Source organism: Nocardioides currus, from assembly GCF_003057875.1.
Taxonomy (GTDB): Bacteria; Actinomycetota; Actinomycetes; order Propionibacteriales; family Nocardioidaceae; genus Nocardioides; species Nocardioides currus.
On sequence record NZ_PYXZ01000004.1, the window covers coordinates 62,198 to 78,024 of the forward strand.

Sequence of the window (15,827 nt, forward strand, 5' to 3'; positions counted from 1 at the left end):
ACTCGGACCTGAGTCCTCTCAGGACTCAGGTCAGAGCGAGGGTACGGCGCAGCCCGATCCGACCTCCTCCGCACCGGCCGTGACCGAGCCGACGCAGGGTGAACCACCGGTCAGGCCGCGCGTGACCGGCACGGTGGCCAGCGGGCTGGCCGTGCCGTGGGGCATCGCGTTCCTCCCGGACGGCTCGGCGGTCGTCACCGAGCGCGACTCGCGCCGGGTGCTGCGGCTCACGCCGGGTGCCGACGGCACCGCTGACGTCGACGAGCTGGGCGAGGTCGTCGCTGCCGCCCCCGAGGTGGAGGGTGGGCTGCTCGGTGTCGCGGTCTCCCCCGACTTCGCGACCGACGACACCCTCTTCGTCTACGCGACGACCAACGAGGACAACACGGTCTTCCGGGTCACCCTCGACGGCGACGAGTTCGGCCAGCCCACCCCGATGCTCACCGGCATCCCCAAGGGCGTCATCCACGACGGCGGTCGCCTGGCCTTCGGGCCCGACGGCTTCCTCTACGTCTCGACCGGAGAGACCGGGGACCCCGGGCTCGCGCAGGACCCCGACTCGCTCGCGGGCAAGATCCTGCGCATCACGACCGACGGCGACCCGGCCCCCGGCAACCCCGAGGCCGGCTCGCCCGTGTTCTCGCTCGGCCACCGCAACGTGCAGGGGCTCGCCTTCGACGAGTCCGGGCAGCTGTGGGCCAGCGAGTTCGGCGACCAGACCTTCGACGAGCTCAACCGCGTCGAGGCGGGCGGCAACTACGGTTGGCCCGAGGTCGAGGGCCGGGGAGGCGGCCGCGGCTTCGTCGACCCGGTGCAGACCTGGTCGACCGCGGAGGCGTCTCCCTCGGGGCTGGCCTTCGCGGACGGGACGCTGTGGATGGCGGCGCTGCGCGGCCAGACGCTCTGGCAGGTCCCGCTCGAGGGGTCCGGGACGGGTCGTCCCGTGGACCTGTTCACCAGCGACTACGGACGGATCCGCACCGTCGTCACGACGCCCGACGGTGACCTCTGGATCGCGACGTCCAACCGCGACGGCCGCGGGGAGCCCGCCGACGAGGACGACCGGATCCTGCTGGTCTCCCTGGGCTGATCAATGCTTGGCGATGACCGATCTCCGCGACGCGCGCCGCAGGGTCGTCAGGATCGCGGGGCCGAGCACGACCAGGGCGATCGAGGTGGTGATCGCGCGCCCGGTGTCCCAGCTGCCGGTGGAGGTGAGCAGCGTGTAGACGCCGAAGCGGTGCAGGTTCTCGAGGAGCGGTGCGCCGGCGACGTACGACAGCGAGCCCTCGTGCCCCTGCACGGCGATGCCGAGGGTGAAGGGCCAGCTCGAGAGGTTCATCAGGATGCCGAAGAGGTACGACGCGACGATCCCGTAGGCGACCAGGACCGCGATCTCGGCACGACCGGTGAGACGGCGCGGGAGCAGCCCGGCCCCCATTCCGATCCACGCCGACACCAGCATCTGGAACGGAAGCCACGGTCCCACGCCGCCGGTCATCAGCGCCGAGGCGAACAGCGAGGTGCACCCGAGGACGAAGCCGAACCCGGGCCCGAACACCCGCCCGGCGAGGATGAGCAGGAAGAAGACCAGCTCGATGCCCGCCGTGCCGGCTCCGAGCCCGCGCAGGATCGCGTTGACCGCCGAGAGCACGCCGAGCACCGCCAGCACCCGCGCGTCCATCCCGCCCTCGCTGAACTCCGCCAGCACCACCACGATCACCAGCGGCAGCAGGGCCAGGAAGATGAACGGCGGGTCCACCCGGGCCGCGTCGGGGACCTCGAGCAGCAGCGGCCAGCCCAGCATCATCAGCCCGGCCACGGACGCGACGGCCAGCACCGCCGCCGAGCGGGGCCGGATCGGGAGGGCCGCGGGCGCGCTCACGTCGCCTCCAGGGCCGCGACGACCTCGTCGACCCGCAGCCACGGCGGGCCGAGGATCTTGGTGACCTGGGGGGCGTACGACGGCGAGGCCGCCACGACCTCGCGCGCCGGTCCGGAGGAGACGACCTGGCCGTCCGCGAGCACGACGACGTCGTCGGCGACGGTCGCGACGAACTCCACGTCGTGGGTGGCGACCAGCACGGCGTGTTCGTCGTCGGCGAGGTCGGCGACGATCCGGGCGAGTCCGGCCTTGGCCGTGTAGTCGAGCCCGCGCGTGGGCTCGTCGAGGAGGACCACGCGCGGCCGTGCGGTGAGCACGATCGCCAGCGCCAGGGCGAGGCGCTGCCCCTCGGACAGGTCGCGTGGATGGCTCGTGTCGTCGATCCCGGGGACCAGCCGGTCGAGCAGCGATCGACACGTCCCGGCCGGGGCCGATGCGCCGGCGTCGGCGGCCGCGCACTCGTCGGCGACCGTCTCGAGGTAGAGCAGGTCGGCGGCCGTCTGCGGGACCAGCCCGACCAGTGCCCGCCGGCCGGCGGCGTCGAGGCGACCCGGGTCGGCGCCGCCGACGGCGACCGTGCCGGAGCGGCGGGACTGCGTGCCCTGGAGCGTCCAGATCAGCGTCGACTTGCCCGCGCCGTTGCGCCCCATCAGCGCGGTCACGTGGCCGCTGCGCAGGTCGAGGTCGACGCCGTCGAGGGCGACGGTCCGTCCGTGCGCGACGGTGAGCCCCCGCGCCGAGAGGACGGACGGCCCGGCCGGCGGGTCCGCGATCTCGGGTGGCGGCAGCGAGAGCGAACGGGCCGCCCGGCGGGCGTCGCGGACGCTGAGCGGCAGTGGTGCCCACCCGGCGGCCCGGCCGAGCTCGATGATCGGCGGCACCACCGGCGAGGTGGCCAGGACGGTCGCCGGCGAGTCGACGACGATGCCGCCGTCGCCGGTGAGCAGGCAGATCCGGTCGGCGAACGGCACCACCCGCTCGAGCCGGTGCTCGGCGAGCAGGACGGTCAGCCCGAGGTCGTGCACCAGCCGGGTCAGGGTCGCCAGCACGTCCTCGGCCGCGGTCGGGTCGAGCGCGGAGGTGGGCTCGTCGAGCACGAGCACGCGTGGATGGGTCGTCAGCACCGAGCCGATCGCGACCCGCTGCTGCTGTCCACCGGAGAGGGTGCGGAGGTCGCGGTGGCGCAGGTCGGCGATGCCGAGCAGGTCGAGGGTCTCCTCCACGCGGCGGCGCATGGTGTCGGCCGGGAGACCGAGCTGCTCCATGCCGTAGGCGAGCTCCTCCTCGACGGTGTCGGTGACGAACCCGGCGACCGGGTCCTGGCCGACGTAGCCCACGACGTGGGCGCGCTCCCGCGGCGGCCGGTCGATGACGCTGACCCCGTCGATGAGCACGTCGCCGGTCAGCGTGCCCCCGCTGAACCGCGGCACCAGGCCGGTCAGCACGCCGAGCAGCGTCGACTTGCCGACGCCCGTGCGGCCGGAGACCAGCACCAGCTCGCCCTCCTCGAGGGTGAGGTCGATGCCGTCGAGGACCGGCCGGTCGGCGTACGCGAAGCGGATGTCGCGGAGCTCGATCACTCAGCCCACCTCCAGCGGCGGTGCGATCGGCTGCCGCGGCGGCGGGGCGACGACGGCCGGGAGCAGGCCGACCAGGGCGCCGGCCAGGACGAGCACGGTGAGGTAGGGCATCTCGGACAGCGACGGGTAGACGACCAGCGGCTCGGTCCGCCCCAGGCGCCAGACAGCCACTCCGACCGCGATGCCGGAGGCCGCGACGGCGACCTCGGCGGGGCGCCAGCGGTCGGGGCGGTAGCGCGACCGCTCGACCCGGCGGCCGGCGCTGACCAGACCCACCACGGCGGTCACGGTCCCGGCCACCAGCAGCGGCACGGCCAACCACCGCGGCGCCGTGTGGTCGAGGAGCGCGTAGGTGCCGACGCACAGCCCACACAGCGCGGCGAGCAGCAGGATGCCGGTGGTCCACCGCTGCCCGCGGGTCGCCGCGCCCGAACGTCCGTAGCCCCGGGCGTCCATCCCGGCGGCCAGGGCGAGCGACCGCTCGAGCGCGTCCTCGAGGACCGGCACGAGGAACCGTCGCAGCCGACCGACGCGACCGCTGGCGTCCCCGCGCAGCGCCTGGGCGGACCGGACCCGGCGGGCACTGTCGGCGAGCTGCGGGAAGACCGTCACCGCGACCACCAGGGCCGTGCCGATCTCGTAGAGCGCCGGTGGCACCGACGCGAGCAGCCGCTTGGGGTTGGCCAGCGAGTTGGCGGCGCCGACGCAGACCACGATGGCGGCCAGCCGGAGGCCGTCGTACAACCCGGCCAGCAGCGCCTCCTGGGTGATCGGCCCGAGCAGCTGCACACCCGCCACCCAGTCGGGCAGCGGGACGGTCGGCAGGTCGACCAGCACCCGGCCGTAGGCCACGCCGCCGAAGACGATGCGGAACGCGACCCGGATGACCACGATCATCAGCCCGAGCAGGAGGTAGAGCCGGAAGGACCGCGCCCACGGGTGGTCGGAGCGCCGCGCCATCACGACCAGGGCCGACGTCGCCACCAGCACCGCCAGCAGCAGCGGGTTGGTGGTCAGCGTCGCGGCGACCGCCAGCCCCACGGCCCACGTCCACCAGGCGACGGGGTGCAGGTCACGGGCGAGGCGGGGCTGCGTCGGGAGGGCCATCAGGAGCGGGTACGCCGCCGCGCGGCCCACGACGACAGCCCGATCGCGACCAGCAGGGCGACCAGGACCAGCACCGTGACCCAGGTCGGGACCCGACCGGACTCCTCGGCGCGGGCACCCTGCGCGTCGTCGCTCGAGGCGGTGGCCGCCGGGTCGCTGGGCGTCGGCGCGTCGGTGGTCGACGACGGCTCGGGGCTCGCCGGCTCCCGGGTGGGCTTCGGTGTCCGCGTGGGGGCGGGGGTCGGGGACGGGGTGGGCGTCGGGGTGGCCGAGGCGGTCGGCGACGGCGTGGGGCTGCTCGACGGGGTCGGCGTGGGCGTCGGCTTGATGATCGGTGGCTGCCGGGTGGGCGTCCGGGTGGGCGTCCGCGTCGGCGTCCGGGTGGGCTGGGGTGTGCTCGTCGGGCTCGGGCTCGGCGCGACCGGGGCGGCGACGGCGGGCGTACGCCGGCTCGCGTCCTGCTGCCAGACCAGGGCGACGGCGCCGCCGTCGGGCACCTGGAGCCCGGTCACCCCGATCGAGGCGTAGGTCCAGGTGCCGCTGGTGCCGTCGGTCCACCACAGGGCCCAGTAGGCGTTGGTCGGCGGGGTGTTGACGCACGGGTCGGAGGCCGGCACGTCGTTGACGCGGCACACGAACCCGGGCTGGCGCTGGACGTAGGAGAGCGCGACGCCGGAGTCGGCGTAGCGGCCGGCTGCGGCCTGGCCGCTGCCGGTGTCGCAGGTGGTCGTGACGGCGCCGCCGAGGGCGCCCGGGTCGACGACCACGGTGACGCCGGACGCGCCCGAGCAGGGGGCGGCCGACGCCGGCCCGGCGGCGGGGCCGATGACGACCGTCGCCGCGGCCACCAGGGTGGCCGCGGCGACGGTGCGTGCGAGGCGTGCTGCCGTCACGGGTGGGACCTTCAGTTGCTGACCGCGATGCGGGTCTTGGCCGACTCGTCGGCGGTCGCGACCTTGACGACGCGGCTGGTGTTGCCGGTCGGCATGACGAGCTTGCGGGTGACGGGCTTGTCGGAGGCCTTGCCGGTCACGCGCTGGGCGTCACCCTTGATCGAGACGCAGGCGCGCTCGCCCGGGGCGAGACCCCAGACCTTGACCCGCACCTTGTCGCCGGCCTCGGCCGAGGCGCGCTGCAGGGTGACCGTGAGGTCCTCGGCGCTGGCCGGGGCCCACTGGAGCACGGCCATGGCCTGCGCGGTGGCGCGGCGCCACTGGCCGCGCACGTCGCCGTCGGTGATGCCGGCGTTGCGGGCGGCACCGATGGCCTTGGACTCGTACGCGATCGCGCCGGTGTCCTTGGTCAGCGCGCTGCGGCACTTGTTCTTCTCGATCGGCTGCTGCTTGCGCACCCACGTGGCGGCCGAGGCTGCGGCGTCGCGCTCCTTGACCAGCCCGAGGGCCCAGCCGGCGAGGCCGGTGCTGTTGGTGTTGGCGTCGAAGGAGCCGTTCTTCTTCTGCTCGTCCTTCAGCCAGGTGACGGCCTTCGCGACCGCGTCGTCGACGGCCTTGCCCTTGACGCCGCCCTCGACGAGGTTGACGACCGCGGTCGCCGTCGCGTCGACGCTCGACTCCGAGCCGGCGGTGCCCTCGGCGCAGGCCTGTGCCGGCGCGGTCTTGTCGGGGTTGAAGTCCTGGCGGAAGAAGCCCGAGGCGCACTGCTGGGCGAGCAGGAAGGTGACGGCGTCGGCGGCGCGGGCCGAGCGGGCCTCGGTCAGCGCGCGGGCGGCGTAGGACTGCCCGAGGGTGTTGGCGAAGTCGCCGAAGCTCGACTTGTCCTCGAGCCGACCGACGATCGGCGCGACGGCGCTGACGCGCTCCTCGAGGCGGGTGACCAGGTTGACCCCGCCGTACGACGTGGGGTTGGCGCCCGCCACGCGCGCGAAGGTCGCCGCCTTGGCGACCGCGCCGGCGTAGGTGCTGCCCGCGTCACCGAAGGCGTCGCCCGCGACGTAGTCGTTGATGACGGGCTGCAGCGCGGTGTTGATGCCCGCGACGCCCTTCTTGTCCCGGGCCTGGTCGAGCGCGAAGCCGGTGTCGATGGTGAGGCCGTAGTCGGTGTAGCCACCGGCGTCGACGAGACCGTCGGTCAGCTCACCCTTGAGCCAGGACGCCGCGAGCGAGATGGCCGCGTCGTCGGTCTTGGCGGCGGGAGCCGCCGGGGTGGCCTTCGGGGCCGCCGAGGCGGGCTGGGCGAGGGCCGACAGGGCGACGGCCGAGACGGCCAGGAGGCCGGCGGCCCGCCGCCACGTGTGGGAGCGCAGTGCGTGGGACATGATTTCCTTCCCGCTGGTCGAGCGGGAGCGCCGGTGGGCGACACCCGCTGTTGCCTCGCAGCGTGGTTGTCAGTGTGTCTGCGACGGGCGGTCCGGCTCGCGCCCCGACCCGGATCGGGGCGCCTACGGTTGCGGGTCAGCGCCGGGTTCGGACCGGCTTCCCCGTTGCAGGCGGATGGTGTGTTCCGTGGGGCAGACTACAACGCAGCCGCCCCCCGGCCTCGGCTCAGGTCAGCTTTTCGAGGATGAGCTCGCGCACCCGGCCGGCGTCGGCCTGACCGCGCATCTCCTTCATCACCGCGCCGATGAGCGCACCGGCCGCCGCGACCTTGCCGTCGCGGATCTTGTCCGCGACGTCGGGGTTGGCGGCGATGGCGTTGTCGACCGCCGTGCCGAGGGCGCCGTCGTCCGACACGATCGCCAGCCCGCGGGCGGCGACGATCTCGGCGGGCGTGCCCTCGCCGGCGTACAGCCCCTCGAAGACCTGGCGTGCGAGCTTGTCGTTGAGGGAGCCCGCGTCGATCAGGGCCTGTACGGCGACCACGTCGGCGGGGGTCACGCCCAGCGCGGCGATGTCGGTGCCGGTGTCGTTGGCGCGCCGGGCGAGCTCGGAGAGCCACCACTTGCGCGCGGACTGCGGGGTGGCTCCGGCCGCGATGGTCTCCTCGACCAGCCCGAACGCGCCGGCGCCGACGGTGTCACGCATCTCGAGGTCGGTGAAGCCCCACTCCTGCTGGAGCCGGGCGCGCTTGGCGGTGGGGTTCTCGGGCAGCGTGCCGCGCAGCTCCTCCACCCACTCACGGCTCGGCGCGACGGGCACGAGGTCGGGCTCGGGGAAGTAGCGGTAGTCCTCCGCGTCGGACTTCTCCCGGCCGCTGGTCGTGATGCCGGTGTCCTCGTGCCAGTGCCTGGTCTCCTGGAGGATCGAGCCGCCGCCGTCGAGGATCGCGGCGTGCCGCTGCATCTCGTAGCGCACCGCCCGCTCGACCGAGCGGAACGAGTTGACGTTCTTGGTCTCGGTGCGGGTGCCGAGGGTGCCGCTGCCCTTGGGCGCGAGCGAGAGGTTGACGTCGGCGCGCAGGTTGCCCTGGTCCATCCGTGCCTCGGAGACGCCGAGGGCGACGATGAGGTCGCGGAGCTGGGCGACGTAGGCCTTGGCGACCTCGGGTGCCTTCTCCCCCGCCCCCTGGATCGGCCGGGTCACGATCTCGATCAGCGGGATGCCGGCGCGGTTGTAGTCGACGAGGGAGTAGTCGGCACCGTGGATGCGACCGGTCGCGCCGCCCACGTGCAGCGACTTGCCGGTGTCCTCCTCCATGTGGGCGCGCTCGATCTCGACGCGGAAGGTCTCGCCGTCGACCTCGACGTCCATCCAGCCGTCGAAGCAGATCGGCTCGTCGTACTGCGAGGTCTGGAAGTTCTTCGGCATGTCCGGGTAGAAGTAGTTCTTCCGGGCGAAGCGGCACCACTCGGCGATCTCGCAGTTGAGGGCGAGGCCGATGCGGATGGCCGACTCGACGGCCTTGCCGTTGACCACGGGCATCGCGCCGGGCAGGCCGAGGCAGGTCGGGCAGGTGCCGGCGTTGGGCTCGCCGCCGAAGGTGGCGGGGCAGCCGCAGAACATCTTCGAGGCGGTGTTGAGCTCGACGTGCACCTCGAGGCCGAGGGCCGGGTCGTACGCCGCCAGCACGTCGTCGAAGGGCATGAGCACGGCGTCGGTCGTCTGCGAGGTCACGACGAGACTCCTTCCAGGCCGGTGGCCTTGTCGAGCAGCGGCCCGCCCCACTCGGCGGTGTGCAGGGCCTCCAGGGCGGCGCCCACGCGGTAGACGCGGTCGTCGGCCAGGGCCGGGGCGAGCGCCTGGAAGCCGCTGGGGAGGCCGTCCTCGTCGGCGAGGCCGTTGGGGACCGAGATCCCGGGGACGCCGGCGAGGTTGGCCGGGATGGTGGCGAGGTCGTTGAGGTACATCGCCATCGGGTCGTCGAGCTTCTCCCCCAGCCGGAACGCCGTCGTCGGCGCGGTCGGCGAGACCAGCACGTCGACGCTCGCGAACGCGGCGTCGAAGTCGCGGCTGATCAGGGTGCGGATCTTCTGCGCCTGGCCGTAGTAGGCGTCGTAGTAGCCGCTGGAGAGGGCGTAGGTGCCCAGGATGATGCGGCGCTTGACCTCGTCGCCGAAGCCGGCGTCGCGGGTGGCGCGCATGACGTCCTCGGCGCTCGGGTCACCGTCGGGGGTGACCCGCAGGCCGTAGCGCATGGCGTCGAACTTGGCGAGGTTGCTGGACGCCTCGGCCGGCAGGATCAGGTAGTAGGCGGCCAGCGCGTGCACGAAGGACGGGCAGGACACCTCGACGACCTCGGCGCCGGCCTTGACCAGCAGCTCGACGGACTCGTTGAAGCGGTTCATCACCCCGGCCTGCCAGCCGTCGCCGGAGAGCTCGGTGATGACGCCGACCTTGACCCCGGTCATGTCGCCGGTCGACCCGGCCTTCGCGGCCTCGGTGAACGAGGGCCACTCCTGCTGGATCGAGGTGGAGTCGCGCGGGTCGTGGCCGCCGATCACGTCGTGCAGCATCGCCGCGTCGAGGACGGTGCGGGTGACGGGGCCGGCCTGGTCGAGGCTGTTGGCGAGCGCGACGAGGCCGTAGCGGGACACCCCGCCGTACGTCGGCTTCACCCCGACGGTGCCGGTGACGGCGCCGGGCTGGCGGATCGAGCCGCCGGTGTCGGTGCCGATCGCCAGCGGCGCCTCGTAGGCGGCGACCGCGGCCGCGGAGCCACCGCCGGAGCCGCCGGGGATCCGGTCGAGGTCCCACGGGTTGCGGGTCGGGCCGTAGGCGGAGTGCTCGGTGGAGGAGCCCATCGCGAACTCGTCCATGTTGGTCTTGCCGAGGATCGGCAGGCCGGCCTCACGCAGGCGCGCGACGACGGTCGCGTCGTACGGCGGGATCCAGCCCTCGAGGATCTTCGAGCCGCAGGTGGTCGGCAGGCCTCGGGTGGCGAGCACGTCCTTGACCGCGATCGGGACGCCGTCGAGCGGACCGCGTACCTCACCGCGGGCGCGCCGGGCGTCGGACTCGGCCGCCTGGGCGAGCGCACCCTCGGCGTCCACGTGGAGGAACGCGTGCACCCGCTCGTCGACCTCGCCGATGCGGTCGAGGTGGCGCTGGGTGATGTCGACCGAGGTCACGGCGCCCTCGGCGAGCTGGTCGGCGAGCCACGCGGCCGTGGTCTCCACGCCGCCGCTCACTGCTCCTCCCCCAGGATCCGCGGGACGGAGAACCGCTGGTCCTCCACGGCCGGCGCCCCGGAGAGCGCCTCCTCGGCGGTGAGGCCGGGCACCACGACGTCGTCGCGGAAGACGTTGGTCAGCGGCAGCGCGTGCGACGTGGGTGGCACGTCGTCACCGGCGACACCGTTGATGGACGCGACCGACTCGAGGATCACGCTCAGCTGGGGGGCGAGGTGATCGAGCTCGGCGTCGTCGAGGTCGATGCGGGCGAGGGTGGCCAGGTGGGCCACCTCCTCGCGGGAGATCTCGGGCATGACCGCAATCCTAGGTGCGCCCAACCCGACCGGCGCACGCGGCGTCTCTTGGGGTGATGATGCATCCGGAGGAGGACTGATGGCACGACCCACGTCCGGCTCCCGGCACGACGAGGACTTCACCGAGTTCGTGCAGGCGAGCTGGCCCGCGCTCTACCGCACGGCCCACCTCCTGCTCGGCGACCGCGAGCTGGCGGAGGACCTGGCGCAGACCGCGCTCGCCAAGACGTACGCCGCGTGGTCGCGCATCGAGGACCGGTCGGCCGCTCCCGCCTACGCCCGGCGGACGCTGGTCAACACCGCGTCGTCGTGGTTCCGCAAGAAGGGCTGGCGCAACGAGCTGCCCACCGAGACCATGCCCGACCCCGGCTACGTCCTCGACCCGAGCACCCGCCCCGCGGTGATCGACGCCCTCGGCGCGTTGCCGCCGCGGCAGCGCGCGGTCGTCGTCCTCCGCTTCTACGACGACCTCTCGGTCGCCGAGACCGCCGAGGTCCTCGGCTGCTCGACCGGGACAGTCAAGAGCCAGACCTTCGAGGCGTTCGCCAAGCTGCGCGTGCTGCTGGGCGACGCCGTGATCCCCGAGACCCTGGGAGCCCACCGTGACTGAACGACTTGCCCAGCTCATGCGCGAGGAGGCCGACGGCCTCGACGTCCCGCTCCCCCGCGTCGAGGCGATCATCCTCGAGGGCCGGCGCGAGCGCCGGCGCCGACGCGTCCTCCCCGCCCTCGCCGGTGTGGCGGCCGCGGCGGTGGCCGGCGCGCTGCTCGTGCCCCACCTGGTCGACGACCCCGCTCCTTCCGGGGAGTCGGTGACCGCCCACGAGCGTGCCGACGCCGCGTTCTCGGGCGCCGAGGCGGCAGCCGCGGCCGACGCGTACGCCCGGGGTGGCGCGTTCGCCGCGGGGTCCCGGCTCTACTTCGGCGGCAGCGGCGAGTTCGGCGTCCCGATCGACGACCCGGCCGTGAAGTCGGTCTACTACACCTCCGCCGGGGTGCTCGTGCGCCACGGCACGGACTACGCGATGGACGACGCCAGCCGCGACGGCTACTCCCTCGTGCGCACCGACGGCAGCATCACCGGGCTCGACCTGCACCTCGGCGACGTCTCCGCGTCCACCGACCCGACGCAGCCGTTGCTCGCCTACGCGCGGCCCGGCCGAGGCAGCGGCGACTGGGACGTCGTCGTGCTCGACCTCGAGTCGGGCGAGCCGGTGGCCACCGTGCCCGTGGACGGCGCGTTCACCTGGGGTGGCTGGGACGCACCCCCGGTCGCCCTCGAGGGCGACCGGGTCTACCTCGGGCTGGACGACGCCATGCTGGCGGTCGACTGGCACACCGGCGAGACCACGACGACGCCGCTGCCCACCTCGACGTACCCCGAGATCAACGGCGACCGCTACCTCTCGATCGACAACGGCGTCTCCGACGACGGGACGGGGCTCGACGCGAGCGTCCGGGTGCGGGACGCCCTCACCGGCGAGACGCTGCTCGACCTGCCCGACGTGGGCGACCGGTTCGCCTCGCTCTCGCCCGACGGGGAGCAGGTGCTCGTGCTGCCGTACCTCCCGGTCGGCGACGACGGTCAGGTCCAGGAGGTCCCCGGCGCCGTGCTCTACACGGTGGCCACGGGCGAGGAGACGACGATCCCCGCGTCTCCGCTCGGCGGCTACGGCTGGACGCCCGACGGCCTGGTCTTCAGCGTGGCCGGCGACAGCACGACCCTGTGCGAGGCAGGCAGCGGCTGCACGACCACCCCGCTCGATCTCGACCTGAGCGACGGGGAGGTCGGCACCCTGCGCCTGGGCGGGATGGTCAACGAGAGCTAGGGCGCGGCTCAGCAGCTCTTGCGCCGCTCGATCTCCTTGCACTTGTCCTTGCCGCCCTTGCCGAAGCCGATGTCGAAGCCCTTCCCGCCGATCAGCACGTCCTTCTGGTTGGACCCGGTGATGACGTCGGCGCCACCGCGGCCCTTGATCACGGCACCGAAGTCGGGGTGCGCGGTGATGACCTCACCCTTGTCGGTGCCCTTGTAGATCGTCCTGGCGTAGCCCGGCAGCGAGACCTCGGTGAAGCTCTGGATCTTGCCGCTGACCGCCACGGGCTGCAGCCTGATGACCTTGGTCAGCCCCTTGCGCTGGTCGATGCGCACCGTCGGGAGCAGGGCCGGGTTGGCGTAGGCCACGAGCCGGAGCTTGTCCTGCCCGCCGTTGCCGACGATGTCGAAGCCCGACTCGCCCGGCACCGGCACGGTCACGACATCGCCGCCCGAGCCGCCCTTGATGAAGGTCTTGTTGGGCGAGGAGTTGGTGATCGCGTCCTGCCCGGGACCGCCGCCCAGGGTGTCGTAGCCGGCCACGCTCACGATCTTGTCGTCGCCCGAGCCGCCGTCGACGATGTCGTTGCCCGCGCTGTCGTTGCCGTCGGGGGTGATGGTGTCGTCGCCGTCCTGACCGAAGATCTGGTCGTCGCCGCCCATGCCGTAGAGCCGGTCGTCCTTGTAGGTCCCGCGGATCACGTCGTTGAAGGGCGTGCCGACGAAGCCGATCGCCGACCCGGCGGCGACCACGATGGTGTCGGTGCCGTCGGCGCCCACGACGGCGGGTACGGCGCGGAGGTCGACGACGGCGGCCGCCGGCGCGCTGAAGTAGCTGATCGTGTCGGGGTCGGCCTCGACGCCGGCGGAGACCGCCCGGGCGTCGTAGCCCGGGTCGACGTAGTCGTTGCCGGCCCCCGGGACGATCGTGTCGCCGGTCTTCTTGAACCGGCCGAAGGAGTCCGTGCGGTAGTTGTCGAGCTCGCCGTAGATGCGGTCGTCGTCGGGTCCGCCCGAGATCCGGTCGGCGCCGGCGCCGCCGCAGATCAGGTCGTTGCCGCCACCACCCGCGATGGTGTCGTTGCCGTCGCCCGCCCAGATGACGTCACGCTTCGCCGTCCCCGTCAGCTTGTTGGCCTTGGCGTTGCCGACGATCGTGGCGCGCTCGCCGGCGCACGTCGGCGGAGCAGCCTGGGCGGCCTGGGCAGGTGCGCCCAGCGCGATGATCGGCAGCCCGAGGGCGAGGGTGGCGGTGAGGACGGGGAGCAGACGCATGGGTTCCTCCGAGGTTGGACGTCCAGGCTGGTGTAGCCACAGGTGTGACGCCCCAAACATCTGCGGAGTTGTCGGCTCGGTTGGCCGGCGGTGTTGCCGACGCTGCGACTCAGCCGGGTGTCTCACCGTCCCGCTCGCCCGGGCCGTCGGCCAGCAACGCCACGAACCCCGCCTCGTCGAGGACGGGCACGCCGAGCTGCTCGGCCTTGTCCGCCTTGGACCCGGCGTTCTCCCCGACGACGACGTAGTCGGTCTTCTTGGAGACCGATCCGGACGCCTTCCCGCCCCGCACGATGATCGCTTCCTTCACCGAGTCGCGGGTGTAGCCCTCGAGCGAGCCGGTCACCACGATGGTCAGGCCCTCGAGGGTGCGCGCCACCGACTCGTCGCGCTCGTCCTCCATGGTGACCCCGGCCGCCGTCCAGCTGTCCACGATCGCCTGGTGCCAGGTCGCCTCGGGGCCGTTGAACCACTCGCGGACCGAGGCCGCGATCGTCGGTCCGACGCCGTCGGTGTTGGCGAGCGTCTCCTCGTCGGCCTCGCGGATCGCCGCCATCGAGCCGAACTGCGTCGCGAGCGCGCGCGCCGCGGTCGGGCCGACGTGGCGGATCGAGAGCGCGACGACGACCCGCCACAGCGGGACCTGCCGGGCCTGCTCGAGATTGGCCAGCAGGCGGGCGCCGTTGGCGGAGAGCTGCGGCCCCTCCTCCCCCTTCTTCGGCGCGCGCGTGAACAGCGACGCCGTCAGCAGGGCCGCCTCGTCGAGGTCGAACAGGTCGCCCTCGTTGGTGATCGCGCCGGCCTCGAGCAGAGCGATGGCCGCCTCGTAGCCGAGACCCTCGATGTCGAAGGCGCCGCGCCCGGCGACGAAGAAGGTCCGCTCGCGCACCTGCGCCGGGCACTTCTCGTGGTTGGGGCAGCGGCGGTCCTTGTCACCCTCCTTCTGCTCCACGAGCGGCGTCCCGCAGCCACCGACCTCCGGCGGGCAGACGGTCGGCGGCACCCACGGCTCCAGCCCGTCGGGACGCAGCGCCAGGACCGGTCCGACGATCTCGGGGATGACGTCGCCGGCCTTGCGCAGGATGACCGTGTCGCCGGGGGTGCCCGGGCGGACGTCCTTGCGCTCGACCTCGTGGAAGTTGTGCAGCGTGGCGTTCTCCACGGTGGACCCCGCGACCCTGGTCGGCTCCATCACGCCGTACGGCGTGACGCGACCGGTGCGCCCGACGTTGACCCGGATCTCGAGGAGCCGCGCGTTGACCTCCTCGGGCGGGTACTTGAACGCGATGGCCCAGCGCGGGGCGCGGCTGGTCGAGCCGAGGCGGCGCTGGAGCGCCACGTCGTCGACCTTCACGACGACGCCGTCGATCTCGTAGCCGACGATGGTGTGGCGGTGCTCCCCCACGTGCTCGACGTAGGTCTCGACCTCGGCCAGGGTCGCCACGACCTTGACCTGGTCGGAGGTCGGCAGGCCCCAGGCGCGCATCGCGGCGTAGGACGCCGACTGGGCCGTCGGCTCGAAGCCCTCGCGGGCCCCCAGCCCGTGGCAGACCATGCCGAGCGCCCGGGAGGCGGTGACCTTCGGGTCCTTCTGCCGCAGCGAGCCCGCCGCCGCGTTGCGGGGGTTGGCGAACAGTGGCTTGCCGGCGTCGGCCATCGAGGAGTTGAGCCGCTCGAAGGCCTCGGCGGGCAGGAACACCTCGCCACGCACCTCCACCAGCGCCGGCACCGGGAACTCTTCCGTGCCGATGAGGCGGTGCGGCACCGAGTCGATGGTCTTGACGTTGGGCGTGACGTCCTCACCGGTGCGACCGTCGCCGCGGGTCAGCGCGCGCACGAGGCGCCCCTGCTCGTAGAGCAGGTTGATCGCGAGGCCGTCCACCTTGAGCTCGCACAGCAGGTCGGGGGACTCGACGCCGTCGCGCGCGAGCCGGGCGTGCCAGGACGCGAGCTCCTCGAACGAGAACGCGTTGTCGAGGCTCTCCATCCGCTGGAGGTGGTCGACCGCGGTGAACTCGGTCGAGACCGCACCGCCCACCGTCTGGGTGGGCGAGTCGGGCGTGCGGAGCTCGGGGTGGGCCTCCTCGAGCGCCTCCAGCTCGCGCATCGAGGTGTCGAACTCGGCGTCGGAGATGGTCGGGTCGTCGAGGACGTAGTAGCGCCAGCGGGCGTCCTCGAGGCGCTCGCTCAGCTCCTGGTGGCGCTCGCGCGCATCCGGTGTGGCGGGTGCGACGGCTGGGCTGTCCGGCTCACTCATGGGGACAGTCTGCCGGTCCGCACCGACAGTCGGCGGCACGTGTCGTGACCCGGTTCACACCGATGTCGCGCATTCGTCGATGAAACG

At 73.2% G+C, this 15,827-nt stretch carries 13 protein-coding genes; 3 read left to right on the forward strand and 10 right to left on the reverse strand.

Features of this window, described 5'->3' with window-relative positions; genetic code table 11:
• Nucleotides 1–121: 121 nt before the first annotated feature.
• On the forward strand, nucleotides 122–1,090 hold the full coding sequence (locus C7S10_RS10715) for a PQQ-dependent sugar dehydrogenase (RefSeq protein ID WP_243395310.1): 969 nt from the start codon (nucleotides 122–124) through the stop codon (nucleotides 1,088–1,090).
• On the opposite strand, the gene C7S10_RS10720 is transcribed toward C7S10_RS10715, so the two are convergent.
• The 8 genes from C7S10_RS10720 to gatC all read right to left on the reverse strand — a co-directional run bounded on the left by C7S10_RS10720 (nucleotide 1,091) and on the right by gatC (nucleotide 10,392).
• The gene (locus C7S10_RS10720) at nucleotides 1,091–1,885 is read right to left on the reverse strand and encodes an ECF transporter S component (protein ID WP_243395311.1); all 795 of its coding nucleotides are present in this window, start codon (nucleotides 1,883–1,885) and stop codon (nucleotides 1,091–1,093) included.
• Nucleotides 1,882–3,465 carry an ABC transporter ATP-binding protein gene (locus C7S10_RS10725; RefSeq protein WP_108344443.1) on the reverse strand — a complete coding sequence of 528 codons (1,584 nt, stop codon included), beginning with the start codon at nucleotides 3,463–3,465 and terminating at the stop codon, nucleotides 1,882–1,884. Before C7S10_RS10725 ends, C7S10_RS10720 begins: the two co-directional genes overlap by 4 nt.
• Nucleotides 3,466–4,572, reverse strand: coding sequence for an energy-coupling factor transporter transmembrane component T (locus tag C7S10_RS10730; RefSeq protein ID WP_108344673.1), 1,107 nt, complete (start codon nucleotides 4,570–4,572; stop codon nucleotides 3,466–3,468). It abuts the gene before it with no gap.
• Nucleotides 4,572–5,465, reverse strand: coding sequence for a hypothetical protein (locus tag C7S10_RS10735; protein WP_108344444.1), 894 nt, complete (start codon nucleotides 5,463–5,465; stop codon nucleotides 4,572–4,574). Before C7S10_RS10735 ends, C7S10_RS10730 begins: the two co-directional genes overlap by 1 nt.
• A gap of 11 nt (nucleotides 5,466–5,476) precedes the next feature.
• Nucleotides 5,477–6,847 (reverse strand): prenyltransferase/squalene oxidase repeat-containing protein, encoded by a 1,371-nt coding sequence (locus tag C7S10_RS10740; protein ID WP_108344445.1) that lies wholly within the window; start codon nucleotides 6,845–6,847, stop codon nucleotides 5,477–5,479.
• A gap of 226 nt (nucleotides 6,848–7,073) precedes the next feature.
• Nucleotides 7,074–8,552 (reverse strand): Asp-tRNA(Asn)/Glu-tRNA(Gln) amidotransferase subunit GatB, encoded by a 1,479-nt coding sequence (gene gatB / locus C7S10_RS10745; protein WP_108344674.1) that lies wholly within the window; start codon nucleotides 8,550–8,552, stop codon nucleotides 7,074–7,076.
• 26 nt (nucleotides 8,553–8,578) lie between these two features.
• Complete coding sequence (gatA, locus tag C7S10_RS10750; protein ID WP_243395312.1) at nucleotides 8,579–10,084, reverse strand: Asp-tRNA(Asn)/Glu-tRNA(Gln) amidotransferase subunit GatA; 1,506 nt, start codon at nucleotides 10,082–10,084, stop codon at nucleotides 8,579–8,581.
• A gap of 8 nt (nucleotides 10,085–10,092) precedes the next feature.
• Nucleotides 10,093–10,392, reverse strand: coding sequence for an Asp-tRNA(Asn)/Glu-tRNA(Gln) amidotransferase subunit GatC (gene gatC / locus C7S10_RS10755; RefSeq protein WP_108344447.1), 300 nt, complete (start codon nucleotides 10,390–10,392; stop codon nucleotides 10,093–10,095).
• Nucleotides 10,393–10,471: 79 nt separating this feature from the next.
• Here gatC and C7S10_RS10760 point away from each other — a divergent pair, with 79 nt between their 5' ends.
• Nucleotides 10,472–11,002: a SigE family RNA polymerase sigma factor gene (locus C7S10_RS10760; RefSeq protein WP_108344448.1), complete on the forward strand. Its 531-nt coding sequence runs from the start codon at nucleotides 10,472–10,474 to the stop codon at nucleotides 11,000–11,002.
• Nucleotides 10,995–12,221 (forward strand): hypothetical protein, encoded by a 1,227-nt coding sequence (locus C7S10_RS10765; RefSeq protein ID WP_133176485.1) that lies wholly within the window; start codon nucleotides 10,995–10,997, stop codon nucleotides 12,219–12,221. The genes C7S10_RS10760 and C7S10_RS10765 overlap by 8 nt, the downstream gene beginning before the upstream one ends.
• Before the next feature lie 8 nt (nucleotides 12,222–12,229).
• On the opposite strand, the gene C7S10_RS10770 is transcribed toward C7S10_RS10765, so the two are convergent.
• Entirely contained in the window at nucleotides 12,230–13,483 is a 1,254-nt protein-coding gene (locus tag C7S10_RS10770) for a calcium-binding protein (protein ID WP_165807116.1), read from the reverse strand.
• A 109-nt stretch (nucleotides 13,484–13,592) separates the two neighbouring features.
• On the reverse strand, nucleotides 13,593–15,740 hold the full coding sequence (ligA, locus tag C7S10_RS10775) for an NAD-dependent DNA ligase LigA (RefSeq protein WP_108344451.1): 2,148 nt from the start codon (nucleotides 15,738–15,740) through the stop codon (nucleotides 13,593–13,595).
• Nucleotides 15,741–15,827: the final 87 nt, after the last annotated feature.